20 protein-coding genes are annotated in these 25,277 nt (G+C 73.0%); 11 read left to right on the top strand and 9 right to left on the bottom strand.

Annotation, left to right across the window (positions count from 1 at the left end; genetic code table 11):
• Positions 1-48 precede the first annotated feature (48 nt).
• Both ACZ573_RS06480 and ACZ573_RS06475 read right to left on the bottom strand, forming a co-directional pair.
• Complete coding sequence (locus ACZ573_RS06480) at positions 49-1,725, bottom strand: class I adenylate-forming enzyme family protein (protein WP_471299848.1); 1,677 nt, start codon at positions 1,723-1,725, stop codon at positions 49-51.
• A complete protein-coding gene (locus ACZ573_RS06475; protein ID WP_471299845.1) occupies positions 1,722-3,542 on the bottom strand; it encodes a CoA transferase in 1,821 nt (606 codons plus the stop codon). The genes ACZ573_RS06480 and ACZ573_RS06475 overlap by 4 nt, the downstream gene beginning before the upstream one ends.
• Before the next feature lie 204 nt (positions 3,543-3,746).
• Here ACZ573_RS06475 and ACZ573_RS06470 point away from each other — a divergent pair, with 204 nt between their 5' ends.
• Positions 3,747-4,898 (top strand): acyl-CoA dehydrogenase family protein, encoded by a 1,152-nt coding sequence (locus ACZ573_RS06470; RefSeq protein WP_471300633.1) that lies wholly within the window; start codon positions 3,747-3,749, stop codon positions 4,896-4,898.
• Between the two features lie 184 nt (positions 4,899-5,082).
• Here ACZ573_RS06470 and ACZ573_RS06465 read toward each other — a convergent pair whose 3' ends face one another.
• On the bottom strand, positions 5,083-6,189 hold the full coding sequence (locus ACZ573_RS06465; RefSeq protein ID WP_471299842.1) for a sugar ABC transporter permease: 1,107 nt from the start codon (positions 6,187-6,189) through the stop codon (positions 5,083-5,085).
• A complete protein-coding gene (locus tag ACZ573_RS06460; protein WP_471299839.1) occupies positions 6,186-7,391 on the bottom strand; it encodes an MFS transporter in 1,206 nt (401 codons plus the stop codon). Before ACZ573_RS06460 ends, ACZ573_RS06465 begins: the two co-directional genes overlap by 4 nt.
• 206 nt (positions 7,392-7,597) lie before the next feature.
• Between ACZ573_RS06460 and ACZ573_RS06455 the strand changes: the two genes are divergently transcribed.
• The 5 genes from ACZ573_RS06455 (at position 7,598) to ACZ573_RS06435 (ending at position 12,250) form a co-directional block, all read left to right on the top strand.
• On the top strand, positions 7,598-8,356 hold the full coding sequence (locus ACZ573_RS06455; protein WP_471299836.1) for a hypothetical protein: 759 nt from the start codon (positions 7,598-7,600) through the stop codon (positions 8,354-8,356).
• A gap of 149 nt (positions 8,357-8,505) precedes the next feature.
• On the top strand, positions 8,506-9,195 hold the full coding sequence (locus tag ACZ573_RS06450) for a sigma-70 family RNA polymerase sigma factor (RefSeq protein WP_471299833.1): 690 nt from the start codon (positions 8,506-8,508) through the stop codon (positions 9,193-9,195).
• A gap of 129 nt (positions 9,196-9,324) precedes the next feature.
• Positions 9,325-9,879, top strand: a complete 555-nt coding sequence (locus ACZ573_RS06445; RefSeq protein ID WP_471299831.1) for a hypothetical protein — start codon at positions 9,325-9,327, stop codon at positions 9,877-9,879.
• A 340-nt stretch (positions 9,880-10,219) separates the two neighbouring features.
• Positions 10,220-10,870 carry a DUF4142 domain-containing protein gene (locus ACZ573_RS06440; protein WP_471299828.1) on the top strand — a complete coding sequence of 217 codons (651 nt, stop codon included), beginning with the start codon at positions 10,220-10,222 and terminating at the stop codon, positions 10,868-10,870.
• 9 nt (positions 10,871-10,879) lie between these two features.
• Positions 10,880-12,250 (top strand): DUF1996 domain-containing protein, encoded by a 1,371-nt coding sequence (locus tag ACZ573_RS06435; RefSeq protein ID WP_471299825.1) that lies wholly within the window; start codon positions 10,880-10,882, stop codon positions 12,248-12,250.
• A 540-nt stretch (positions 12,251-12,790) separates the two neighbouring features.
• Here ACZ573_RS06435 and ACZ573_RS06430 read toward each other — a convergent pair.
• Positions 12,791-14,146 carry a PucR family transcriptional regulator gene (locus ACZ573_RS06430; RefSeq protein WP_471299822.1) on the bottom strand — a complete coding sequence of 452 codons (1,356 nt, stop codon included), beginning with the start codon at positions 14,144-14,146 and terminating at the stop codon, positions 12,791-12,793.
• A 530-nt stretch (positions 14,147-14,676) separates the two neighbouring features.
• Here ACZ573_RS06430 and ACZ573_RS06425 point away from each other — a divergent pair.
• The 5 genes from ACZ573_RS06425 to ACZ573_RS06405 all read left to right on the top strand — a co-directional run bounded on the left by ACZ573_RS06425 (position 14,677) and on the right by ACZ573_RS06405 (position 20,642).
• Entirely contained in the window at positions 14,677-15,597 is a 921-nt protein-coding gene (locus ACZ573_RS06425) for a hypothetical protein (protein WP_471299819.1), read from the top strand.
• On the top strand, positions 15,594-17,045 hold the full coding sequence (locus ACZ573_RS06420; RefSeq protein WP_471299815.1) for an NADH-ubiquinone oxidoreductase-F iron-sulfur binding region domain-containing protein: 1,452 nt from the start codon (positions 15,594-15,596) through the stop codon (positions 17,043-17,045). Before ACZ573_RS06425 ends, ACZ573_RS06420 begins: the two co-directional genes overlap by 4 nt.
• Before the next feature lie 4 nt (positions 17,046-17,049).
• Positions 17,050-18,171, top strand: coding sequence for an SCO0930 family lipoprotein (locus ACZ573_RS06415; protein WP_471299812.1), 1,122 nt, complete (start codon positions 17,050-17,052; stop codon positions 18,169-18,171).
• Positions 18,172-18,273: 102 nt separating this feature from the next.
• Positions 18,274-18,873 (top strand): hypothetical protein, encoded by a 600-nt coding sequence (locus ACZ573_RS06410; RefSeq protein WP_471299809.1) that lies wholly within the window; start codon positions 18,274-18,276, stop codon positions 18,871-18,873.
• Between the two features lie 194 nt (positions 18,874-19,067).
• Entirely contained in the window at positions 19,068-20,642 is a 1,575-nt protein-coding gene (locus tag ACZ573_RS06405; RefSeq protein ID WP_471299806.1) for an alpha/beta hydrolase, read from the top strand.
• 19 nt (positions 20,643-20,661) lie between these two features.
• On the opposite strand, the gene ACZ573_RS06400 is transcribed toward ACZ573_RS06405, so the two are convergent.
• From ACZ573_RS06400 to ACZ573_RS06385, 4 genes are read right to left on the bottom strand one after another with little or no spacing between them, the layout of a single operon-like run.
• Entirely contained in the window at positions 20,662-21,114 is a 453-nt protein-coding gene (locus ACZ573_RS06400) for an SRPBCC family protein (protein WP_471299803.1), read from the bottom strand.
• Between the two features lie 50 nt (positions 21,115-21,164).
• On the bottom strand, positions 21,165-22,583 hold the full coding sequence (locus ACZ573_RS06395; protein WP_471299801.1) for an MFS transporter: 1,419 nt from the start codon (positions 22,581-22,583) through the stop codon (positions 21,165-21,167).
• 11 nt (positions 22,584-22,594) lie between these two features.
• Positions 22,595-23,008 (bottom strand): PaaI family thioesterase, encoded by a 414-nt coding sequence (locus ACZ573_RS06390; RefSeq protein ID WP_471299798.1) that lies wholly within the window; start codon positions 23,006-23,008, stop codon positions 22,595-22,597.
• 46 nt (positions 23,009-23,054) lie between these two features.
• Positions 23,055-25,079: an oxidoreductase gene (locus ACZ573_RS06385; RefSeq protein WP_471299795.1), complete on the bottom strand. Its 2,025-nt coding sequence runs from the start codon at positions 25,077-25,079 to the stop codon at positions 23,055-23,057.
• Positions 25,080-25,277 lie beyond the last annotated feature (198 nt).

The raw sequence follows: 25,277 nt of genomic DNA, 5'->3' as shown, positions 1-25,277 counted from the left end.
CCGGGTGGTGGGGCCCGGCGGGTGTGGTCTGCCGCCGGGCCCCGTGCCTCAGCCCGCCTGGGCGAGCGGCGGGGCCGTCGTGGAGGTCGCCGCCAGGCGCTCGCGCAGGGCCGCGCGGTCCGGTTTGCCGGCCGCCGTCAGGGGCAGTTCGGCGATCAGGAGCAGCCGCTCGGGGTGTTTGCGCCGTTCCAGTCCGCGCCGCGTGAGGTGTTCGCCGAGGGAGGCGAGGGTGAGGGGCTGCCCGCCGCGCGGCACCACGCAGGCCGCCAGCCGCTCCCCCATCAGCGGGTCCGGCACGCCGACGCAGGCCACGTCCCGGATCTGGGGGTGCGCGGTGAGTTCGCGTTCCACCTCCGCCGGGCTGATGTTGGCGCCGCCGCGGATGACGATGTCCTTGAGGCGGCCCACGATGTGCAGGACGCTGTCGGAGTCGAGGTACCCGAGGTCACCGGTGCGGACCCAGCCGTCGGGCGTACGGTAGCGGGCGTCCAGTTCGGGCGCGCCCACGTAGCACAGCGGGGTCATCGGACCGCGCGAGATGATCTCGCCGACGGCGCCGTCGGGCAGCGGTTCGTGCGTGTCGGGGTCCGCGATGCGGATCTCGGCGACCCGGGGGTCGGGATGGCCTGCGACGACCCCGGATCCGTCGGTGGGCGGCACCGTGTTGCCGAGTCCGGTGTGGCAGTTGACGCCGTCGGCGGAGCCGTAGAGGTTCACCACGGGACAGCCGAAGGCCTCGGCCGCGGCGGTCGCGGTGGTCTCGTCGAGCGGCGCTCCGCCGAGGACCAGTGCGGTGGGCGCGGGCAGCTTCTCGTCCGTCCCGTCGAGCCGTTCGAGCATCATGCGGACCATCGTGGGCACCCCGAGGATGTGCGTCGGCCGGTGTTCGCGTACCGCCTCGAGGGCCGCTTCCGGGGTGAAGTGGTCGAGCAGGACGAGGGTGCCGCCGTGCCGGGCGAGGGTGACGGCGGTGCCGTTGGACCCGAACGCGGACGCCAGCGGTACGAGGAACAGGCAGCTAGGCGGGGTGCGGTCCGGGATGAGGGAGGCGAGGAAGTTGCCTCGACCGCCGGCCAGCGCGTTGTGCGAGTACGCGATCATCTTCGGCTCGGCCTCGGAGCCGGAGGACACGAGGATGCGTGCGGCGCTGTCGGGATCGGGCCGGGCGGGAACGAATCCGCTGGGGTCGGACCGCAGCAGCCCGGACAGCTGAATCGTTCCTTCAGGCGCGGCTCCGGGGCCTGCGGCGATGACGTGGCGCAGGGCCGGGAGCGCCCCGGCGAGCGTGCTCAGATCCGCCGCGTGCCGGAATTCCCGGTGTTCGGTGGCCGCGATGACGGCGACGGCCTCGGCGCGGCGCAGCAGGCACTCGGCTTCGAGGACGCCCCGGCCCACCGGGAACGGGAGCGCGATCGCGCCGAGCGCGGCGAGCGCGAGATCGGCGATGACGGCGAAGCGGTTGTTGGGGAGCTGCACGCCGACCACGTCGCCCGGGCCGATCCCGAGTTCCCGCAGGCCGGTGGCCAGACATCGCACCTTGCGGTCCAGCGCGGTGTAGCAGAGCTTGCCCTTTGCGTCGAGGACGGCCGTGCGGTGCAGGTCGGCGATCTGGCGTGCCCGGAAGAGGCTGTAGAGGTCGAGGTCGGGGCAGGTCCCGTCGACCACCCAGGACCGGCGGAGTTCGGCGGGCAGCAGGTCGTGCAGTACGAGCCTGTCGGCGGTCATTCGAAGCTCCAGGGGTCGGGGACTGCGGGGGCGCCGTGCGCGTCGCGGCTGATCGAGCCGGTGAAGCGCGGATCGTGGTGCAGGTCGGACAGCTCGGTGGTGACCGCGGTCGCGGTCAGCCCGTGCTCGCGCAGCCGGGCCAGGGCCTCGGCCGTGGACAGGCCGCCCATGTCGTGGGCGGCCACGGCTCCGGCGTCGGCGTCGGCCGGCGCGAGCCAGCCGTCCGCCGTCGGTCGCGGGAACCGGAATCCGGCCGGCCGGCGGGGGTTCTCCCCGCGGGCCGCCCGGCGCAGGGCGGGGGCGGTCAGCGTGTCGGCCGCGCCGAGCAGGGAGGAGTCCACCCGTACGCCGTGGCCGGTGCGCTCGCGCAGCAGCAGCCCGGCGAGGACGGCTTCGGCGCCGAGCAGTCCGCCCAGTACGTCGAGCAGGGTCATCAGCGAGGGCGCCGGGGCCTCGCCCTCGGGACGGACGGCCTCGCCGACGCCCGTACGGGCCTGGACCATGAAGTCGGTGCCCATGGGGGCGTGCTCGATCCGGTCGGCCCAGCCGCTGGTGTACGCGTAGACGAGCGCGGGATTGACCCGTGCGAGATCCCCGGAGTCCAGGCCGAGCTCAGCGGCCTTGCCCGGCGCCCAGTTGTGCAGGAAGACGTCGGCCCCGGCCGCCAGCTCCCGCAGCCGTCGGCGGTCGGCCTCCTGCTTGATGTCGATCTCCACGGCCCGCTTGCCCCGGTTGAGGGCGAGCCAGCGCGCCGAGATCCCGGAACAGGCCGGGGGCATGCCGCGCAGGGGGTCGCCGCCCGGCGGTTCGATCCGGATCACGTCGGCGCCGAGGCGCCCGAGCAGATGCGCCGCGAGCGGGGCCTGGATCCGGCGGCCCGCCTCCAGCACGGTCAGCCCGGCCAGAGGCCCGCCGGAGGGTGCCTCGTCGGGCAGCCGGGCCGACCTGGCGGTGAGACGTCCGGTGGCCGACCGTGACAGGGACCAGGGGGCGGCGCCGTCGTGTTCCGCGGCCCGCTCCGCGGCCCGTCCCGCGAGCGGGTGCAGGGCGCACACCTCGGTGCCGTAGGCGGCCGCGGCCCGGCGGATCCGCTCCCAGGAGTGGGACCGGGCCGTGAGGTGGAGGGCCGCCGGGAAGGGGGCGCAGGCGGTGGCGTAGCGGAACTGGAAGGGCCGCCAGCCGGCCCTCAGGGCCTCCGCGGGCGCCTCCAGGGCCTTCCAGAAGGCCGCCCAGGCGCCCGGATCGAGGGTCTCCAGTTCGAAGAGGACGCCGTCGGCGGAGGTGAACGGAGGTCCTCCGGCGGCGAGTTCGGCGGCCTCGCCCTCGTCGGCCCCGGCGGCGGCGAGGTACTGGGAGACCGCGAGCAGGCCCGCCCGGTCCGCGCTGGTGGTGACCGCGCGGGCGGCACCGCCGCGGGCCTGGCCCACGAGGGCCGCGAGCAGCCCCTGCACGGCCAGGACTCCGGTGGCGGTGGCCGCGTAGTCGACGGCGAGGCCACGCGGGCTGCCGTCGCGCCTGCCGTGCACGGCCATGATGCCGGTCGCGGCCTGGACCGTGGCCTCGTCGGCGAGCCCGCTCAGGGGATCCGCCCAGGTGGCGCTCGCGTGCGCCGGGTCGAAACCGCCACCCATGAGCGTGGTGCCACCTGTGGTGGTGGCGGTGCCGGTGGACGCGTCCTCCTGTGCGGGGCGGTCCGTCCGTGCGCCGAGCAGCCGCAGGTGGTCGGCGATGACGCTCGTGATCTGCGGGGGCCCCGAGGTGTCGAAGCGCAGTGTGTCGAGCGGCCGGACCGTCTGCGTGGTTGCTGGTGACGCCATGCCTCTCCTCTCCTGGCGCGGCGGTGGCCGGCGCCCGGGTCTTACCGAATCTGGGGAACCCGGGAGCGTCCGCACCCGACCAGTTCCACGGACAGGGAGTCGGTCGGCCGTTCCCGCGAGTTCCCGGGAATGAGGAGGAAAGAAGTGACGGATCCAGGCACGGACCACACCTCGGATGCGCAACAGGCTTCGGGCACAGATGAATTGAGGGAGCGGATCGACCATTTCGTCGGCACCCGGGTGATCCCCCGGGAGGCGGTGCTGGACGGCGGCGGGCCCGCAGCGGCCGAAGCGCTGGCCGAACTGCGCGGCCAGGCACAGGAGGAGGGCCTGTGGGCACTGCCGCTCCCGGCGGAACTGGGCGGCGGCGGGCTGGAGTTCCGGGCGTACGCCGCCCTGGCCGAGGCGGAGGGGGCCAGTGACCACGGTCCGGCCGCGCTGGGATCCGCCCCGCTGCTCGATGCGAGGATGCTGGCGCGGCACGGGGGGACCGCAGTCCGCGAGGCGTACCTGAAACCGCTGGTCGCCGGGGAGATACGGGCCTGTTACGCCATGACCGAGCCGGACGTCCCCGGCACCGACCCCTTCCGGACCGCCACCCGGGCCGAGCGCGGGCCGGACGGGAGCTGGCTCGTCACCGGCCGCAAGTGGTTCACCTCCGGCGCCGCGGACGCCGCCCTGGTGACGGTCATGGCCCGCACCGGCGGGAGCACCGGTGACCGTGAGGGGTTGTCGTTGCTGCTCGTGCCCACCGCGTCGGCCGGTTTCCGCGTCGTACGCGAACTCCCCGTCCTCGGTGCGGGCGGCCAGTACGAGATCGAGCTCGACCGGGTCCGGGTCCCGGCCGACCACCTCCTCGGCGAGCCCGGGGACGCCCTGGCCATCGCCGGTGAGCGGTTGCAGCTCGGCCGTACGCTGCGCTGCCTGCGCTGGCTCGGCCAGGCCCGGCGCGCCTTCGACCTCATGTGTGAGCGGGCCGCCACCCGCAGCGGGTCCCGTGGACCCCTCGCCGACCAGCAGCTGATCCAGAGTCATGTCTTCGACGCCCTGCTCGCCCTGCGCACCACCCGCCCCCTGGTGCACGAGGCGGTGGCGCTGATCGCCGCCGGGCGGGACGCGCGTACGGAGGTGGGGCTCGCCAAGGTCGCCGCCGCGCGCATGCTCCAGCAGGTCGCGGACTCCGCCATCCAGGTCCACGGCGCCGCCGGGCTCGGTCCGGACACCCCGCTACCCGGGCTCCTGCGCACCGGCCGGGCCGCCCGCGTCCTCGACGGGCCGGACGAGCTGCACATCACCTCCGTGGCCCGCCGGGTCCTGCGCGACTACGCACGGGACGGCGGCCAAGTCACCCCCTAGTGCTGTGGCCGGGAAGGTTTGCCGGGTCGCGTCGTCCGGTGCGGTGGATCGCAAGGCGGAGGACCGCGGCTCGTACTGGACGTAGTTGCGCGGTCCGACAACCTGGGGGTCCCCCCGGACGGAGTCTGGGGGATGAGGCGCCGTGCCGGGCGTCGTGACCCGGTGAACCTTCCCGGTCACAGCACTAGATAAGGGTGATGTCGACCACCCCGTGCAGGGCGGCGAGGCCGAGCGCCAGGAAGAAGTCGCCCCAGACGAGCTCGTGCCGGACGGCCAGCTCCTTCCCGGCGTCGTAGCAGCCGTCCAGCAGCATCCCGGGCGGGCGTCCGGAGTCGGGGCCGGTGAGGTGGCTCTCCGTGAGGCGGCGGAGGATCGACCCGGCCCGGTCCCCGTACGCGCCCGCCCGGGGGCCGGGCACACGGGCGAGTTTCAGCAGGGCGACCGCGGTGATCGCGGCGGCCGAAGTGTCGAGCGGCCCGTCCGGGCGGGCGGCGTCGGCCGCCGGGACGAGCCCCGCGGGTCCTGCGGCCGGGAACTCGTCCCCCGCCGAAAGGAGTTCGGCCGCCTCGGTGAGCCGGGCGGCCCGGCCGGGTGTGGCGAGGTCCGGGCGCAGCAGGGCGTCGGCCACCGCAAGGAGCAGCCAGGCCCGGCCCCGGCTCCAGCCCGGCGGCGGGTCCGCGCAGGGCTGCCAGCCCGCGGCCGCGTCGAAGCGCAGGGCGGGCCGCAGCAGGAGGCCCTGGCCCCGGCTCTCAACGAGACAAAGGTCGAGGTGGCGGTGGAGGTGGGCCGCCGCCGCGGCGGCGCCCCGGGGTCCGGCTCCGGCCAGCAGGGGCACGGTTCCCGGCACCCCGTCCACGCGGGCGAGCATGCGGGGCCCGCCGAGCGCGTCCCCCCAGGGCACGAGCCCGAGTTCGCGGTCGTAGGCCGAGAGCACGGCCCGGGCGCCGCGGCCTCGCAGTTCGGCGGCCTCGGCGTCGTCCCCGGCCGGAGCGGTCCCGTACCAGAGGATCAGGCCGCGGGTGGCGGTGTCGGCCCCCGCCCATGGTGCGAGCCGGGCCGTGCACGCGGCGGCGGCGCGCCGGTCGGCCGCGTCGCCGGTGTACCGTGCCCGCAGCCAGAGCAGCCCGGCCCAGAACCCGCCGGTCCACGAACCGCGGCCGGTGGTCGTCCACCGACCGTCGTCCGGGCCGGCGTACAGCGGGAAGCGGGGGCCGACCGCCTCGGCGGTCACCGCCACCCGTGTCATGACGGCCTCGAGGGCCGGGCCCGGCCCGAAGGCGCCCGCGCTCATGCCGCGGCCTCCCGCCGGTCCCGTACGGCCCACAGGAACGCGACGGCCGACGCGGCCGCGAACTCCGCGCCCACCAGCAGCCAGCCCGGCCCGTACCGTCCGCTCTGCGCGAGCAGGCCGAACAGGGGCGGGCCCACCGCGAATCCACCGAAGAACCCGGCCGCGACCAGCGCCGAGTCCTGGCCGGCGCGGCCGGGGGCGGCCCGCTGCATGACCAGCACCATCGAGACGGCGTTGCCGGAGACGGCGAAGACGCCGACGGCGATCGCCCCGGCCCACACCAGCAGGCCCACCACCAGGGCGGCAGCCAGCAGGACCGCAGCGCCCAGCGCCCCGCAGGCCAGCCACCCCGGGAGCCACTCGGCCCGCCCGGGCCGGGCCGCCTTCGACCATCCGACCCGGCCCGCGATCCCCGCCACGCCGAGTACGGCGACCAGCGCGGCGGCCGCCGTCGGGCCCAGGTCCAGCCGCTGCGCGCCGAAGAGGGCCAGGTAGGTGTTGACCGAGGCGATTCCGGCGCCGAGGAACAGCGAGAAGACCGCCAGCCAGGCCACCATCCCCCGCGGCACGAGAGCCGTACGGGGCCCCGCGGGCGGCGCGGCGGCGTCGGAGGGCAGGACGCGCAGCGCCCACAGCCCGGCGAGCAGGGCGGCGCCGGCGCCGGTCCAGACCGCGCCCCGCCAGCCGATGCCGCCCGCGAGGAGGGCGAGCGGCAGTCCGGCCGCGAAGGCTCCGAGCTGGACCCCGGACTGTTTGAGGCCGGTCACCGCGCCCCGCCGGGCGGGCGGGACGGCGCGCAGCACGGCCTTGTTGGTGGCCGGGTTGGCCAGCGCCTGGGGTACGCCGCCCAGTGCGACGGCGCCGAGCAGCAGACCGGCGCCGGGCGCGGCGCCGATCAGGGCGAGGGCCGCCGCGGAGACCAGCAGCAGGACCACCAGCGAGCGCCGCGGACCGATCCGGTCCACGATCCGGCCGCCCGCCGGGGACAGGACGGCGGCGGTCCCGAAGCCGATCGTGGTCGTCAGTCCCAGCACGGCCGGGGAGACGCCGAGTTCGGTCACCAGGCGCGGGCCCAGCGCCCCGAGGAGGAACAGCTGCAGCATCGAGAACGCCATGGCGCAGGTCAGCAGCGCGGTCAACTGCCGCCCCGCCGCGCCGTCCTTCTCCGCCGGCGATGCGGTCGCCGTCCCCTCCGCCGTCACGAAGTCTCCCTTCCCAGGACGTTGAACTCTTCGACCGAGCGGGTAGGCAGTCGGATGGAGCGGCGGGCAGGTTCCCTCCCTCCGCTGTGCCCTGCACCACACGAGGCGGGCGTACCGGCCCCATGACAGGCCGGGACGCGGGAACTTGTCCGGAAGTGCGCACCCTGATGTGCGGCTCGGGAGGCCGGTGCAAGGATGAGCCCTCCATGAACCCGGTCCGCTTTCTACGCGCCCTACGGGCTGCGATGTTCGCAGCCCTCTGTGTGCTGCTCGCGGCCACCGGGCACCTGCTCATGTCGGGTGTGGCGGTGCCCTGGTGGGCCTTGTCCGTCGCCTTTCCGGGCACGGCGGCGACGGCCTGGGCCCTCGCGGGCCGGGAACGCGGGCTGCTCGCCGTGACGACGGCGGCCGTCGCCGTCCAGGCGGTGCTCCACGCCGGTTTCACCCTGTCCCAGTCCCTCGCCGGGGCGGCCGCGCCGACCGGATCCGGGCACATGTCTGCGATGCCGTCGATGTCGTCGATGTCGTCGACGATGCGGATGCCGCAGCCGCCCGGCACCGGGATGCCGGGGACACCCGCCCACCTGCACCACGCCATGCACGGGACGGCGGACGCCGCGTCCGCCGTGACCGGTGCGCATGGTGCCGCGACCGGTGGGCCGCTGCCGGGCGGCATGCACGAGGCGGTCGCCATGTCCCCGGCGGGCATGCTGGCCGCGCACCTGCTGGCCGCCGTGCTGTGCGGGCTGTGGCTCGCCCATGGCGAGCGGGCCGTCTTCCGCGTGGTGCGCGCCGTCGCCGGGCGCCTGTGGACTCCGCTGCGCCTGCTGCTCCGTACGGCGGTACCCGCGCACCGGCTGCCCGTCCGGGTCCGCCGCCGGCACCGGCACCGCGCGCCGCGCCGGCTCTTCCTCGTCCACGCCATCACCTCACGGGGTCCGCCGCCGGGAACCGCTGTCCTCTGACAGCTGGTTCCCCGAGCCGCGTCCGCGACCGCTCTCGCACCCGCACCCCGCGCCTCGGGCCTCGGCCATGCCTTCCGGCAGGCCGTACCCCTCACCGGCCCCGCCGCTCGCGGCGCCGGACTCCCTTTGCCCGTAAGGACCTTGTGGCGATGACTGCTGCCCTGACGACCCCTTCCTGTACCGCCGGCGACCGGCCGGCCCGGCGCACCCCCGACTCCGACGCGGCGGTGACCCGGCTGGCGCTGGACGCCCGCGACGGCGATCCCGTGAAGACCGACCGCTTCGTGCGCGCCCTCCACCGCGACGTCTGGCGCTATGTGGCCTACCTCAGCGCCGACACCCAGGCGGCCGACGACCTCACGCAGGACGTCTTCCTCCGCGCGCTGGCGAGCCTGCACCGGTTCGAGGGCCGTTCCTCCGCGCGGACCTGGCTGCTGTCCATAGCCCGCCGCACGGTCGTGGACAGCCTGCGCCACGCGGCCGCCCGGCCGAGACTCTCGGACCGCTGCGACTGGCAGACGGCCGCCGAGCAGGCCCAGCCGTACGACGTGCCGGGCTTCGAGGACGGCATCGCCCTGGCGGAACTGCTCGCCGTGATCCCGTCCGAGCGCCGGGAGGCCCTGGTCCTGACCCAGTTGCTGGGTCTGTCCTACGCCGAGGCGGCGACTGCCGTCGGCTGCCCGATCGGTACGGTCCGCTCCCGCGTCGCCCGCGCCCGTACCTCTCTGATCGCGCTCCTGACGGACACCCGTGCGGCCGAGCCGGCGCCGGAGCCCCCGGCGCCGCGGCCCGACCGGGCCGGGGAGCGGATGCTCACGGCGGCCGCGGCGCTCGCCTGATCCTTCGGGCGGGCCGGCGGGAGGGCCGCGGGCGGCCTGTGCGCCCGGGACTGAGGGCCGCACTGTGCGACAGCGACCGGCTGATTGCCCACCTGCGCACCCGTGCGCCCGCACCCCGCACCTTCCCCCGTGGAGGACTGGCTGCACGGGATCGTGCGGGTCCGCGAGAAGCCGCGGCTGTGGGAGAGCACGGTGATCCTGGAGCGGACGGCCCGTACGGCGGCCGGTGAGTCGCGGCGCGGCAGCGGGCTCTCCACGGAGAGCCTGGCGCACCGGTTGCGCCTGGATCCGCAGCCCGCACGGACGGATCCGCGCGCGGCGGTCGCGTACGCGGCGATGGGCTCCGTGCCCGAGCACTGGATCCCCTTCATCGCGGTCCACTCCGGCGAGCGCGGGCGGTCGGTGCGGTTGCGGCGCGCGGCCGTGCCGCATCCCGCCGACGGCCGGGCGGTGGAGCCCCTGACGGAGCTGTTGCGGCCGGGCCGGGACCCGGTGGCACCGGAACGGCGGCAGGCCTGCCTACGTGAACGAGGAGGAGGTCCCGCAGGCCGGCTCCCGGCTGACGGTGGCGTACAACCGCATCCGGGGCCGGGACGGCCAGGTGGTCGTCTGGCCCCCGCCCCGCGCGCCGGGGCGCGGGGCGCGGGGCGGCCGCGAGCGGCCTCGCCTTCGACCGCCTCGTGAACACGTCCGAGGCCTGATCCGGGTCCCGAGCCGGGCCCGCTGCACGCGGGCACGGCCGGACGGCGCCCGGGCATGACAGGGCACGGCGGCGCCACCCAGCCGAATCTCCGGGCGCGCCGCAAGATATCAGCCTTCCGCGGAGACGCCAGGATGTTTGTCCGATGGTGATGTCCTCCGGCCCCGGCGGCGCGCCCGGTACTAGCGTCCCGTGACACCCCGGGAATGCGGGTGCGCTCCGCACTGCATGTGCGGCCTCTCCTGCCCCGCCACCCCCTCCCGGCCCTTGGAGCGAGGAGGCACAGTGCCGTCATTGCGGCGGAGATCCATCAGCAGCTTGTCGTTGGCCACGCGATACACGATCGGAAGCGGCCTGGTCATCACCGCCCTTGCGCTCACCCTGATCGCCCTTCTGATACCCGTGGACAGTTTCGGCAGCCGGCCCGCGGCCGCCGTGGCGGGTCCGACGGGTCCGGCGGGCGGCGACGACGACGGCGGCGGAACGTTGAGCACGGCCTACGGACCGCTGACCGCCGCGGACCGGGACTTCGTCCGCAAGGTCCGGCTCGCCGGGCTCTGGGAGCTGCCCGCGGGCCGCCAGGCCCAGCAGCGCGGGTCCCGACCCGCGATCAAGACGGCCGGCCAGCACCTCATCGACGGCCACACCGAGCTGGACCGACAGGTCATCCAGGTCGGCCAGGCCCTCGGTGTCGACCTGCCCAACCAGCCGTCCGCCCAGCAGCAGGACTGGCTGGGCCAGATGAACCGTGCACGCGGAGAGGAGTACGAACGACTCTTCGTCCAACTGCTGCGCCGAGCTCACGGAAAGGTGTTCGCCCTGCTGGCCGGAATCCGGTCAACGACCAAGAACTCGATGGTCCGGGCCCTCGCCACGTCCGCCAACGCCACGGTTCTGGACCACATCACGGTCCTCGAAGACACCGGACTCGTCGACTTCGACGCGCTTTCCGACAATGTCCAACCGACGAAGTGAAGTGATCGCATGAGTAAAAAGGGCCACAAACGCTCACGCCTGTCGAACAAGGTCCTGGGCGTGACAGCCGCGCTCGTACTGGGCGGTGGCGGGGTCGCCGTCGTCGCCGGGAACGCGTCCGCCGGCCAGGACAACCGGATGACGTCCACCATCGACTGCCCCGACGTGGGAGAGAAGCTCACCGCGGTCCCCGAAAAGGCCAAGCCCGAGGTCGACGCGAACCTCGCCAAACTGGACGACCAGGTCGCCGACGCCTACAAGCAGCTCGCCGCCGGGAAGGCGAAGGGCGACGCCGCCCTCCTCGGTGACCTGAAGCAGAAGCGGGACCAGACCATCGCGGGCGTAGCCGACGCGATCGGCCGCGCCGGCGAAAACCCCAAGGACATCAAGTCCTTGAGCGCGTGCACGATGAAGCAGGCCGCTGCCGCGGATGACGGCGCGGCGGCGGCCGCGAGCAAGGGCGAGCAGGGCGCGGCCGCCCAGGCCGCCGCGCAGAAGGGCGGTCCGGCGAAGAACGACTTCGTCAACATCACCAAGATCAAGCCGAACGTAAAGAATCCCGCCCAGGCCGGAAACGCCTCGAAGGGCTCCTTCACCTCGCAGTGCGGCCGCAACGAGAACGGCCACTTCAACCCCGACAACGTGATCGTCGCCCCCGGCGTCTCCAACGGCGCCCACCACATGCACGACTACGTGGGCAACCTGACCACCGACGCCTTCTCCACGAACGGCAGCCTCGCCGCGTCGGGCACCACCTGCGGCAACGGCGACCAGTCCGCGTACTACTGGCCCGTACTGCGGTTGCGCGACGGCAAGGTGGAGAAGGACGCCAAGGCGCCCGGCGGCGGCCAGGACGCCAATGTCGGCACCATCCTCAAGCCGAAGCAGGTGTCGATCACCTTCAAGGGCAGTCCGGTGGGCAAGGTCACGGCGATGCCCCGCTTCATGCGCATCATCACCGGTGACGCCAAGGCCTTCACCAACGGCAACGGCAACGCCAATGCCTCCTGGAGCTGCACGGGATTCGAGAACCGGCAGCTGAAGGACAAGTACCCGGTCTGCCCGAAGGGCAGTGACGTGGTGCGCACCTTCAACTTCCAGAGCTGCTGGGACGGCAAGAACGTCGACAGCGCCAACCACCGCACGCACGTGGCGTTCGCGGACAAGAACGGCCGCTGCCCGAACGGCTTCAAGGCCATTCCGCAGCTGGTGATGCGCCTCACCTACGGGGTGGCGCCGGGTGCCCGGTTCGCCGTGGACAGCTTCCCCGAGCAGCTCCACAAGCCGGCGACCGACCACGACGACTTCATCAACGTGATGTCGAACGGCCTGATGAACAAGGCCGTGAACTGCATCAACAACGGGCAGAACTGCCGCTGACCCCCGCAGCGGGAGGCTCCCCTCCGCTCCCGGGCCGGACGCCCCTCACCCCCACCCCCGGCGTCCGGCCCGGGACAGGTGTTGGCCCGAAGCCGACTTCGGGCCAACACCGCACGTATGTGTACGCCGCCGCCGAGTCCCGGCGGCGTACGCATGTCACGGGCCGGGCCGCACCGGTCACGCACCCCGGCACCCCCAGCACCCCAGCCCCGCCCCGGCCCCACCCCAGCACCCCATGGCACGAGCCCGGCCCGCACCGGTCGCACATCGCGCGACACCCGGCCGGCCCGGACGGCTCGCACCGCACGTCACCTCCGCGGTCCGCACCGGTCACCCACCGGTCGCGCACCGCTTGACATGCCACAGCCCGGCCCGGCGGAGCCCGGCCCGGCGGAGCCCGGCCCGGCGGAGCCCGGCCCGGCGGAGCACACCGCAGGACACGCACCCCCGCCCGGTGGTGTACGCACGAAACAGCCCGGCCCGGCCCCGTGATTCGGGGCCGGGCCGGGCTGTTGGCGGTTCAGCCGGGCTGTTCGCGGTTCAGAGGCCGTTGACGCGGGCCATCCGTCCGACGACCAGGGGGGTGAAGTCCGCCTGGATCACGCGGGCGGCACGGCGGCCGACCCGGGAGTGCTGGCGCCGGACCTGGGCCATCAAGCGGCGGCTGCGCAGGGCCATCTCCAGTTCGAATCGGGTACGGGGGTCCCGCAGGCCGGTACCGAAGAGCTTCTCCAGCTGACGCATGCGGTAGCGCACGGTCTGCGGGTGCACACTCAGCGCCTTGGCGGCCTCGGGGGCTCCGCCGCCCTCCAGCCAGGCGAGCAGCGTCACCTCCAGCCGCTCGCTCTGGCGGGGGGTCAAGTCGGCCAGCGGACGCAGCCACCGGGCGGCCAGCGCGTGGGCCAGGGGCTCGTCCTGAAGGAGCAGCAAAGTGGAGAGGTGGTCGTCGACGAAGACGGGCCGGACCTCCACGCCCGGACGGGCGGGTGTCAGTGCGGCCAGGCGCAGCGCCCAGCGCAGTGAGGATGCGGTGTCGCGGAGCGGGACGGCGTGGCCCACGGCCGCGAACCGGCCGCGCAGCAGGTGTTCCAGCGGGGCGCGGGTGTCCGGATCGGGGCTGGGGACGAGCAGGCACGGACGGCCCGCGAACATGCCGACGAGGCAGTGGTCCAGTACGGCGGCGAGCTGCTGGGTCTCGCCGGGCGTGGCGGGCACGATGGCCCGGACGGCGAGCGGGAGGGGCCAGCCGGCCGCCTCCGCGAGCTCGCTGAGGGACATCTCGGATGCGTCCCTGTCATCGGTGAGCGTCTTGAAGAGGTCATGCCGCGCCCGGTCCATCTCGCGGATGCCTTCGTGCCGGGCCTCGTGCCGGCTTCCGTGCCGGGCCTCGCGCAGTCCTTCATTTCGGACCTCGCGCAGACCTTCGTTCCGGACCTCGCGGAGCCCTTCGCGGTGGCCCTCGCGAAGTCCCTCGTTGCGGGCCTCGTGGCGGGCCTCGCGCAGACCTTCGTGCCGGCCCTCGTGTGTGACCTCGTACTCGGCCCTGGCCACGATCCCGACTTCGATCCCGTGCTCGACCTTGCTGTCGAACTGGCTCTCGACCTCGATCTGGTTCTCGATCTCGTCCTCGCTCTCGGCCTGTTCATCGTGCTCGTCCGGTGCTTGTTCCCGGGGCTGTTCCTGGTAGCCGAGGACAGTGAGGAGTGCCTCTTCCACCCGCTGCCGGAACAACTCGTCATCGATGGCATCGTTGTCATCGATAAGTGCGGAAAATTCCGGAATTCCATGCAGAAGCTCCTCCACTATCTCGGCGGCCAGCGAGGGGAGTTCCCTGCGCAGGACGCGCGTCCACTCGCCACGCGGGCGGGACCAGATGCGGTTCAGAAGTTCACACATCGTTTTCCTCGTTCGTGCCGGGGTGAGGCTTGTCAGGGGGAAGAGCGACAAGCCCGCCGAGGTTGCCCCTCACGTCAACATCCTTGTCTGACGCGAGAGTTGCGGCCCTCGTACTCCCTCCTGGAGAGGTCCGACCACTTACGGTCCCGTTGTTTTGCCGTTCTTTTACCGTCGGGAACGCGTAGGTGACGGTCGGCGCGGTGGCCTGTCGCAACCCCCGCTGGAGGGGAATCTTCCGGTGTTGTTCGATGCGCCGGAGACGCGGTGCGAGAAATTATCACGTTTCGATAAAACCTGTGGAGCTGCTGTGCAGCTCCACGATGCTGCTGCACTCCGGCCCCAAGTTCCCTCGGCCGGCGCGGAGTTTCACAGCGCTGCCGGGTACGACTACAACGACCCCCGGGTACCGAGCGCCAGGTGGAGTGCTCGGATGCCCAGGCGCACAGGAGACCTGGATGCCCCTGCCCCAGCCTCAAATGCCCAGCTCACACAGGGCCCGCCGCAAAAACCGCCATGCCTCGGCTGCGGCTGTGGCTGCCGGACGGAGGGCCGTCCGACGGCCCTCCCTCCTGCCCAAGGACGGCAGGCTGAGCCCCGGCGTGCTCTGCGCCGTCGGCGCCGCCATCGTGCTCGTCACCGTGGCTGCCCGAGCGGGCGCCTTCACCCAACTATGGGCCTTCCTCGACTTCGGAGCGGGCGTGCTCTCGCTCGTCTCGCTCACCGCTACCGTCCTTTGGGGACTGGCCGCGACCGACCGGGTCATCCTCGGTTCGGGGCACCGGCTGCTCGCCCAGGGCGCGCACCGCGGCCTCGCCGTGTCAGGGCTCCTTTTCCTCGCCCTGCACATCTGGATCAAGGTCGCGGGACAGCGGACGACCGCGACGTCCGCGGCCGTGCCGTTCACGGACGCCACCCGGCCCGTCCTGGTCGGGCTCGGCAGTCTGGCCGGATACCTCTTCATTGCGGTGGCCATCTCCGGCGCGGTGCGCAGCGTGTTCAACACCAGGAGCGGCTCGGCGTGGTGGCGGGTCCTGCACTTCGGCGCCTATCCGGCGTGGGGCGCCTCATTGGTGCACGGTCTGAAGTCGGGCCGCGCGGCCGCCCCCTGGGTCACGTCCGCGTACGCACTGGCCCTGCTCGGCATCGTGGGTGTGCTCGTGTTCCGGGTCAGGAGCCGGATGCGCGAAGCGGCCGTCTTCGTGCCGCCCGTCCCCCAGCCCGTGGCGCAGGAGCCCGTCAAGGGCGGCGTGCCCCGACAGAGGCGCGGCTCGCGTCCTGCAGCGGCAGCCGTGACCGCGAACCAGGCCCAGCCCCCCCGGCCCGACCGACCGGCCCTGAGCGACCGACCGCCCCTGAGCAACGAACCTCCGCGCACCGCCGTCTACGCGCCGAGCCGCGCCGGCACAGCAGCTGACGCCGAGACGCTCATCAGCCGGGACCAGTGGCTGTGAGCGGTGAGACGCGCCCCAGCCTCGGCTGCGTGGGCGCTCCCCGGCTGCTGGCCGGGCTCGACCAGGCCGCGCGGCTCGACCGCGTGGCCCATCTGACGACACACGGCCAAATGCCCCGCTACCGGCCGGAGGAACTCGTCGACCTCGCCGAGAACATCGACCTCCGCGGGCGCGGCGGCGCGGGCTTCCCGTTCGCCAAGAAACTGCGCTCCGTGATGCGGGCGGCCCGCGCCGGGGACGGACAGACCGCCGTCGTCGTCAACGGCAGTGAGGGCGAGCCGAGTTGCCTCAAGGACACCGCGCTGCTGCTGCACACCCCTCATCTGGTGCTCGACGGGGCCCTGCTGGCCGCCGCCGCGCTGAACTCCGAGGACGTCGTGGTGGGCGTCACCCGGAGGGACGTGGAGCAGTCACTGCGGGAGGCCGTCGCGGAACGCGGCCCGGCAGGGCGCCGGGTGCAGATCAAGCTGCTCCCCGAGCGCTTCGTGACCGGCGAGAGCACGGCGCACGTGAACGGTCTGAACGGCGGGCCGACGCTGCCCTCCGGCCAGAAGGTGCGCACCAGTGACCGTGGCCTGAACGGCGTGCCCACCCTGTTCTCCAACACCGAGACCTTCGCCCAGATGGCCGTCGCCGCCCGGCTCGGCGCGCTGGACTTCCGTGCGATCGGCCTGCCCAGCGAGCCGGGCACCATCATGCTGACGGTCGCGGGCAACACGGTCGTCGAGACGCCGAGCGGAGCCGCGCTCTCCTACATCCTGGAACTGTGCGGCACCGATCCGGGCCAGGGCGTCCTGGTCGGCGGGTATCACGGCAAATGGCTCACTCCGGCAAACGCACGTGCGGCCGAGATATCACGCGAGTCCCTCGACCGGCTCGGCGCACGGCTGGGGGCGGGGGCGGTGCTGCCGCTGCCCATGGACACCTGCCCGGCCGGCGAAGTGGCACGCGTGACCCGTTGGTTGGCCAAGGAGTCGGCCGGCCAGTGCGGCCCCTGCGTACGCGGGCTGCCCGCCATCGCCGACGTACTGGACGACGCCATCCGGGGTGGGGGCAAACCCGCCCTGGAGATGCTGGAGCTCCGGATGAAGGCGGTGCTGAAACGCGGCGCGTGCAGCCATCCGGACGGCACCTCGAACTTCGTCGCCTCGGCGCTCAGGACCTTCCCGGACGAATTCCGCGACCACGCGCTCGGCAGCGGTTGCGGCAGACGGGTGCTGGGCGCCCTTCCGCTGCTCGAGGACGACGAGAGTCCGGAGCGGCTCTTGGTCGACTGGACCCTCTGCAGGGGCCACGGGCTGTGCGTGGACGTCCTGCCCGATGTGGTCCGCCTGGACCTGGACGGCTTCCCCGCGGAGGCGTCCATGGTCGTACCCCGCGCGCAGCGGCAGAAGGCGCTGCGCGCGGTGCGGCGCTGCCCGGCCCTCGCGCTGCGCATCCAGGACTGAACCAATGCCCCGGGTTCAATGTTGGCGCGATCTGACAAATTCCCGGGGATATCCGCTTCCAACCCTCCCGGCCCCGTATCAATTACCGGGGGCAAGGAAACGCGGAACCGAACCTGAAGGAGAGATCGTGAAGATTAAGCGTCGTGAGATATTCGCCGGGTCAGCGGTCGCGGTACTGATGATGACGACAGCCGCATGCGGAAGCTCCGACAATTACGGGGGAAAGGCGCCGGCAGTCCAGCCGGTGGGTGACAGCAAACAGGCCGGATCCGGCTACGGCGACCCGTACGGAAGCGGTTCGGGAGCCGCCCCGGCGGGCGCCGCCGGCAAGAGCGGCCCGGCCGGACAGCTGAAGGTGAGCGAGGTCCAGGGCCTGGGACCCGGGGTCACCGACAGTGAGGGCTTCACGCTCTACCGGTTCGACAAGGACACGCCGAAGCCGCCCAAGTCCAACTGCGAGGGGGACTGCGCCGCGGCCTGGCCCGCGGTGTCCGCGGACGACGCCTCGGTCAGCGCGGGAATCGACGCGGCGCTCCTCGGCTCCGTCGAACGGGCCGACGGAACCAAGCAGCTCACGCTCGCCGGCTGGCCCGTGTACCGCTACTCCAAGGACGCCAAGGCGGGCGACGCGCTCGGCGAGGGGGTCGGCGGCACCTGGCACGTACTGGGCCCGGGCGGCAAGCCCGCCGGGGCGAGCAAGGGCGCGGGCGCCGGGGCGGAGAAGGACGAGAAGAAGGAGGAGAAGGCGGACACGGCGGCGAAGAGCGGCGAACTCACCGCCGTGCAGAACCCCGAGCTCGGAACCCTCGTCGAGGACGGGGAGGGCAAGACGCTCTACCGGTTCGACAAGGACAGCGCCTGGCCGATGAAGATCGGCTGCGTGGACGCCTGCACGGACACCTGGAAGCCGGCCAAGCCCGTCGACAAGGCAAAGGTAAACGGAATCGCCCCCGAATTGATTGGAAAGGTGAAGCGGCCCGACGGCAGCGAGCAATTGACGATCGACTGCTGGCCGGTCTACACCTTCACCGGTGACAAGGAACCCGGGGACACCACCGGGCACAACAACAAGGGCCTCTGGTTCGCCATCACCGACAAGGGCAAGAAAGCGAAGGTCGTCGGCTAGCACCTGTCCGCGGCCCGCCGATCCGCCCCTGAAACGCGTGGTGCCCGGGTACCTCCCCGCCCGGGCGCCACGGACCCTCCCCGATCAGCCAGAGAGGTCACCATGCCGTCCACCGACCGCAGCACCCGCCGGATCCGGCGGATCCTCCCGTCACTTCCGGCCGTCGCGGCGGTGTGTGTCGCCGCGCTGCTGTGCGGGGGCTGCTCCTCGAAGGCGGCGGCGCAGCACACCTCGGCCGGGGCCTCGGCGCCCGCGGCGCCCGCGGCGGCGCCCGGGACCTCCCTCGAGCAGATCGCCACGGCTATCGGCTGTACCGCCGAAGTGAACGTGGAGGCCGAGGAGTTGCGGCAGGGCGGGTGCCAGGCCGGGCCGGTCGTCTACCGCATGGTCACCTTCACCGCCGAGCAGGGACTGCGCTCCTGGCTGACCGAGGCCCGGATGTACGGCGGCCTCTATCTGGTCGGCGACCGATGGGTCGTCACCGCGCCGACGGAGGATGCCCTGACCACGCTGCGCGGACGTCTCGGCGGCAACCTGGAGGCCGGCGACACGCACGGTGGCGCACACGGCGGGACGCCGGGGACAACACCCGGCGGTACGCCGGGAGCAGCAGCCGGCGAGACACCCGGCGCGACGCCCGGCGAGACACACGGCGGCAGCCACGAGGGCGGGCACGACGGCGGCCAGGGCGGCGGCCACTGAGGCCCCTCCTGTGAACCGCGCACACGTCGGCCCCCGGCACGCACGACCGGGGGCCGACTGCGGCGTGTCGGCCATCTGTCCTGTTGTCGGCTCGTTCGCGAGGAGCACAGGGCACGGACCTTCGGGATGATTCGGCCGGCCGCCGGGTGCAACAAGGTGGAGGCACAAGCGACTTCACCGAAAGGAACGGGTCAGTGCGCCTGAACCGCCTCGCTCCGCTGCTCGCCGCCGCCGGACTCATCGCGACCACCGTGCCCCTGCTGTCCGCGACCCAGGCCTCCGCCGCCCCGGCCGCGGACCACCTTCGCCAGAAACCCGCCTGGCACCGCTGCAGCCCCGAGCAGCCGGCCTCGTACGAGTGCGCGACGCTCCAGGTCCCGCTCGACTACCGGCGTCCCGACGGGCGCACGATCGACCTCGCCATATCCCGGGTCAAGAGCGAGAACCCGGCCAAGCGGCACGGTGCCATGCTGCTGAACCCCGGCGGCCCGGGCGGTCCCGGCCTCGACCTGCCCCTGCTGATGGGCCCGGCGATGCCGAAGGAGGTACGGGAGAGCTACGACCTCATCGGCTTCGACCCGCGCGGGGTGGGCGCCAGCAGCCCGATCACCTGCGGACTGACCGACGCCGAGCAGAACTTCAACCGCGCCTACCGTCCGGAGACCTTCGGCTCCGACGTGGCCTGGGCGCGCACCGTCGCCGACAAGTGCCGCGAGAAGGCCGGTTCGGTCCTTCCGTACATCACCACCCGCAACACGGCACGGGACATGGACACGATCCGTGCGGTCCTCGGCGAGCGCAAGCTCTCCTACCTGGGCTACTCGTACGGGACCTACCTCGGCGCGGTCTACTCGCAGATGTTCCCGGACCGCACGGACCGCTTCGTGCTCGACAGCGGCGTGGACCCGCAGCGGATCTGGCGCGGCATGATCCAGGTCTGGGCCACCGAGGCCGAACCCGCCTTCGCGCGCTGGACGCAGTGGGCGGCGCAGCGGTCGGCGGAGTACAAGCTGGGCGACACCCCGAAGGCCGTGTCCGACACGTTCTGGGAACTGGTGGCGCGCGCCGACAAGGAGCCGTTCGAGTTCGAGGGCATGAAGGTCGACGGGGACATGATCCGCTCCACGCGCGGGGTGTTCTTCTACCCGGCGCAGGCCACCCCGATGGTCGTGGCCCTGAAGGCCGCGGCCGAGGGCAAGCCGCTGCCCGCCGGCACGACCGCGACGGAGCTCAAGGGACTGCTGACGGGCGGAGCGGCGGCCGAGCCCGCCTCGGACAACGGCACCGCCGTGTTCTGGGCCGTGGCGTGCGGGGACACCGGCAGCTGGCCGCGCTACACCGAGCAGTACGAGCGCGACGCGGCGAAGGACAAGGCCGAGTACCCCCTGTACGGGGACTTCGCGTCCAACATCAAGCCGTGCGCCTTCTGGGACCGGCCGGTCGAGGCGGCGACGCCGATGCACAAGAAGGCGAACGTGCTGACGGTGCAGAACGAGTGGGACTCCCAGACCCCGCTGGTGAGCGGCCAGGGCCTGCACAAGGCCCTCAAGGGTTCGCGGATGGTACTGGCGGCGGGCGGTGAGGGCCACGGCGTGTACCTGTCCGACCCCACCTCATGCGCCAACGCCCTGGTGAGCGCGTACCTGGTCACGGGCAAGCTGCCCGCGCAGGACGTGACCTGCCAGAACCCGCCGGCCGCTGCCGAGCGGCGCGAATCGGCGGCGCCCGCGAAGCCGCTGCCGTTCCCGTCCTCCCCCGGCCGGTTCTGACACCGCCCGGACACGGACCTCAGGGAGCGATGGATGCTTCGGCCGCCGCCTTGATGCGGCGGCCGAAGTCGGGGGCGTCCTTGCGGGCCGCGCCGACCGCGAGGCCGACGAGCAGCTTGCCGAGGCCGTGGCCTTCGAGCGTGTTGAAGATGCGGACGCGGGTGCGGCCGCCGGGAAGGGATTCGAGGTCGTAGCCGCCCTCCGCGGTGACGAGGTTGCGGCTCTGCTCCGTCCAGCGGACCAGGTGCGGGGGTTCCAGGCCGACGATGCGGAACTCGCGGCCGGTCTTCATCCCGGCGTCCTTGACCGTGCTGCGGAAGATCGTGCCGAGGGCCGTGGGGCCGTCCGGGGTCTTGGTGATCTCCTGGACGCGCGGGCTGAACTCGGGGTCGTGCCGCCCGTCCGCGAGGTAGGCGAACACCGCCTCCACCGGTCGGTCGATCTCGACACTGGCCTCGAACTGTCCGGACATGTGGGCTCCTCGGTGCGGCTACCTGTGATCCACGATCCCAGACGGGCACCCTACCCGCGCGCCGACGGCCCGGTGGCCGGCTCCTGGTCCGGGGCGGCGGGCCCGGCCACGGCGGCGCCCGCGCGGCTGCCGCGCAGCGGGGTCAGCAGCCCGCCGCCGAGGATCAGCAGGCACAGGGCCCCGCCCGCCAGGCTGACCGCCGGGACCCCGTGCCGGGCGGCCAGCAGGGTGAGCACGGCAGCGCCCACCGGGCCCGAGGCGTTGTGCACGGTCCAGAAGGCGGACGTGACCCGGCCGAGCAGGTGGTCCGGGGTCACCTCCTGGCGCAGGGTCATGCTGCAGATCCCGCCCAGGGTCATCCCGAACATGAAGACGGCGCTCAGTACGGCGATCACCGGCACGCTGCGGCTGACGCCCGTCACCGTCACCCCGACGGCGATCATCGCGACCGAGGCGAGCCAGCACGTGCCGAATCCGAGGAGCCCGCGCAGTCGCCCCGCGCTCAGGGCCGCGGCGACCGACCCGGCTCCGCCGACGGCGATCACGTAGCCGAGGGTGGCCGCGTCCCGGCCGAGATCGTGCTGGACCCGGTAGATCAGCAGGTCGGTGGCGCCCATAGTGACGAAGGTCAGCAGGGTGAGCCCTACGGTGAGCGGGCGCAGCAGCGGGTGGCTCCACAGGAAGCGGAAGCCGACCACGAACATCTCCCGGAACACCCCGGCCCCGGCCCCCGCCTCATCCGTTGCCCTGTCCCCCGCCCTGTCCGCGCCTACCCCGGGCGGGCGCGCGATGAACCGCACCCACCCCAGGCTCGCGGCGGAGACCAGGAAGGTCGCCCCGTCCAGGGCCAGTGCCCAGTCGGCTCCCACTCCGGCCGTGAGGAAACCGGCGACCACCGGCCCGAGCAGGCTCCCGAGGGCGAAGGTGCCCATCAGCCGTCCGTTCGCGGCCGTGAGGTCCTGCGTACGCACCAGATTGGGGATGGCCGTCACGTACGCGACGTCGAACAGCGTCCTCAGTACGGCGGTGAGCGCGGTCAGCACGTACAGCAGCCAGATCTGCGGCCCGGCGACCCACCAGACGAGCGGGACCGCGCCGAACAGCACGGCCCGCACCAGATCACAGACGATCATGAGCCTGCGGCGGTCCACCCGGTCCACCACATACCCGGCGAAGACCCCCGTGCCGATGGCGGTGGCGGCGGAGACGACCGTCACCAGGCCCATCTGGACGATGGATCCGGTGGCGTCGAGGACGAGCAGGGGCAGCGCGAGCATCGAGACGGACCCGCCGAGCACCGACAGTGCCTGGCCGAGCCAGAAGACGGTGAAGTCCCTGTTCCGCCGCAGCGGCGGTACCGCATCGTAGGTCCTGGATTCTGCCGAGATGTCCCGCTCCCCGTTCCCGCCGGACGCCTTGGTGGTCGGCCGATGGCGCGAGCGTAGGCGAGCCGGTCCGCCGACCGCCAACGCGTTTCCCCCTAGCCGAGCAGTGCGTACACCGTGGAGGCCGTGGCCGCGGGGTCCTCCGCACCTTCGGGGGTCAGGGTGATGTCCGCGAAGGCCATCCGCTTGCCGAGCTTGGTCACCCGTACGTGGATCAGTACGTCGGCCCCGACCACCGGCCGCTGGAAGCTGGTCGACTGCTGGACGGTGGTCATCGGCCCGTAGGAACCGCGGGCGGCGGAGATCGCGATGACGGTGGCCGTGTCGGCGGCCGCCATCATGGCCTGGCCCGAGAGACCACCGCCGTCCCGGGCCAGCTCGTCGGACCAGGGCAGCCGCAGCACGGCGTGCCGCTCCCCGGTCTCCTGGACGGTCAGTCCGAGGGCGAGCACCCAGGGGGCGAAGTTGTCGGTAAGGATCTTGTCTGCGTCTGCCGGTGAGATCGTCACCGGGAGATTGTGGCGGTCCGGCCGGACCGCCACAATCCCCTTCCGGTCAGAGGCCGGCGGCCAGTTCCGTGCCCTGCCGGATCGCCCGCTTGGCGTCGAGCTCGGCGGCCACATCGGCGCCGCCGATCAGGTGGGCCTCCACGCCGGCCGCGCGCAGGGCCTCGTACAGGTCGCGGCGCGGCTCCTGGCCCGTGCACAGGACCACCGTGTCGGCGGGCACGAGGTGCTGTTCGCCGCCGACGGTGATGTGCAGGCCCTGGTCGTCGATGCGGTCGTACGTGGCCCCCGCGACCGAGACGACGCCCCGGTGCTTGAGCTCCGCGCGGTGGATCCATCCGGTGGTGGTGCCGAGGCCCGCGCCGACCTTGGTGGCCTTGCGCTGGAGGAGGTGGACCTGGCGCGGCGTCGCGGGACGCTCGGGGGCGGTGAGACCGCCGGGGCCGGCGTACGTGGTGTCCACGCCCCAGTGGCGGAAGTAGACCTCGGGGTCCTGGGAGGCACCCTCGCCGCTGTCGGTGAGGAACTCGGCGACGTCGAAGCCGATGCCGCCGGCCCCGACGACGGCGACGCGCTCGCCGACGGGGGCTCCGTCGCGCAGCACGTCGAGGTAGCTGACGACGTTGGCGTGGTCGACGCCCTCGATGTCGGGGGTGCGCGGGGTGACGCCGGTGGCGACGACGACCTCGTCGTAGCCCTGGAGGGTCTCCACGTCGGCGCGGGTGTTCAGGCGGACCTCGACGCCGGACTCCACGAGCTGGGTGCCGAAGTAGCGGATGGTCTCCTCGAACTCCTCCTTGCCGGGGATGCGGCGGGCGATGTCGAGCTGGCCGCCGATGTGGCCGGAGGCCTCGAAGAGGGTGACGGCGTGGCCGCGGCCGGCGGCGGAGACCGAGCAGGCGAGACCGGCGGGACCGGCGCCGACGACGGCGACGCGCTTCTTGGTCCGCGTCGGGGAGAGCACGAGCTCGGTCTCGTGGCAGGCGCGCGGGTTGACCAGGCAGCTGGTGATCTTGCCGCTGAAGGTGTGGTCGAGGCAGGCCTGGTTGCAGCCGATGCAAGTGTTGATGGTCTCGGAACGGCCGGCCGCGGCCTTGGCGACGAAGTCGGCGTCCGCCAGGAAGGGGCGGGCCAGGGAGACCAGGTCGGCGCGGCCGTCGGCGAGCAGCTCCTCGGCGATCTCCGGGGTGTTGATGCGGTTGCTGGTGACGAGGGGGACGGACACCGCGCCCATCAGCCGCTTGGTGACCCAGGTGTAGGCGCCGCGCGGTACGGAGGTGGCGATGGTGGGGATACGGGCCTCGTGCCAGCCGATGCCGGTGTTGATGATGGTGGCGCCGGCCGCCTCGATCTCCTTGGCGAGGTGGACGACCTCGTCGAGGGTGGAGCCGCCGGGGATGAGGTCGAGCATGGAGAGGCGGTAGATGAGGATGAAGTCCTCGCCGACGGCCGCCCGGGTGCGCCGGACGATCTCCAGCGGGAAGCGGACGCGGTTCTCGTACGCGCCGCCCCAGCGGTCGGTGCGCTTGTTCGTCGCGGCGGCGATGAACTCGTTGACCAGGTAGCCCTCGGAGCCCATGATCTCGACGCCGTCGTAGCCCGCGAGCTTGGCGAGGCGGGCGGCGCGGACGAAGTCCTCGACGGTGCGCTCGACCTCGATGTCGGTGAGCTCGTTCGGGACGAAGGGGCTGATGGGGGCCTGGATGGCGCTGGGGGCCACCAGGTCCTTGTGGTAGGCGTAGCGGCCGAAGTGGAGGATCTGCATCGCGATCTTCCCGCCTTCGGCGTGTACGGCCTCGGTGATCACCCGGTGCTCGGCGGCCTCGTCCTCGGTGGTGAGGCGGGAGCCTCCCTCGAAGGGGCGGCCGGCGTCGTTCGGGGAGATGCCGCCGGTGACGATCAGGCCGGCGCCGCCGCGGGCGCGCTCGGCGTAGAAGGCGGCGAGCCGCTCGAAGCCGCCCTGGTGCTCTTCGAGGCCGGTGTGCATCGAGCCCATGATCACGCGGTTCGGCAGGGTGGTGAAGCCGAGGTCCAGGGGGCTCAGCAGGTGCGGGTACCGGCTCTGGGAACTCATGAGGGGCGCCTCCTCGCGCGGGGGTGATGAACCTGTTCTAGCGAGGGGAGACAGGTTTTGCAACTAAGTGCATAACCAAACGGGACGGCCGGGAGCATCCGCCCCCCGAAATCCCGGGGCCGGGGCGCGGGCGGCCCCGGCCCCTGTGGCGGAGTTCACGCCGCTCCCGTGGCGGCGGACCCCGGTCCTGAGGGGCCG

This window comes from Streptomyces sp. NPDC040545, assembly GCF_055595065.1.
This window is presented reverse-complemented; position numbering and strand designations above follow the sequence as displayed.

What these genes read in the sequence shown, in the direction of transcription:
- ACZ573_RS06410 (WP_471299809.1), top strand. Translation starts at nt 18,274, where the DNA reads ATGCCGTCCACCGACCGCAGCACCCGCCGGATCCGGCGGATCCTCCCG.
- ACZ573_RS06415 (WP_471299812.1), top strand. Translation starts at nt 17,050, where the DNA reads ATGCCCCGGGTTCAATGTTGGCGCGATCTGACAAATTCCCGGGGATAT.
- ACZ573_RS06385 (WP_471299795.1), bottom strand. Translation starts at nt 25,079, where the DNA reads ATGAGTTCCCAGAGCCGGTACCCGCACCTGCTGAGCCCCCTGGACCTC.
- ACZ573_RS06450 (WP_471299833.1), top strand. Translation starts at nt 8,506, where the DNA reads ATGACTGCTGCCCTGACGACCCCTTCCTGTACCGCCGGCGACCGGCCG.
- ACZ573_RS06400 (WP_471299803.1), bottom strand. Translation starts at nt 21,114, where the DNA reads ATGTCCGGACAGTTCGAGGCCAGTGTCGAGATCGACCGACCGGTGGAG.
- ACZ573_RS06480 (WP_471299848.1), bottom strand. Translation starts at nt 1,725, where the DNA reads ATGACCGCCGACAGGCTCGTACTGCACGACCTGCTGCCCGCCGAACTC.
- ACZ573_RS06435 (WP_471299825.1), top strand. Translation starts at nt 10,880, where the DNA reads ATGAGTAAAAAGGGCCACAAACGCTCACGCCTGTCGAACAAGGTCCTG.
- ACZ573_RS06465 (WP_471299842.1), bottom strand. Translation starts at nt 6,189, where the DNA reads ATGAGCGCGGGCGCCTTCGGGCCGGGCCCGGCCCTCGAGGCCGTCATG.
- ACZ573_RS06430 (WP_471299822.1), bottom strand. Translation starts at nt 14,146, where the DNA reads ATGTGTGAACTTCTGAACCGCATCTGGTCCCGCCCGCGTGGCGAGTGG.
- ACZ573_RS06455 (WP_471299836.1), top strand. Translation starts at nt 7,598, where the DNA reads ATGAACCCGGTCCGCTTTCTACGCGCCCTACGGGCTGCGATGTTCGCA.
- ACZ573_RS06475 (WP_471299845.1), bottom strand. Translation starts at nt 3,542, where the DNA reads ATGGCGTCACCAGCAACCACGCAGACGGTCCGGCCGCTCGACACACTG.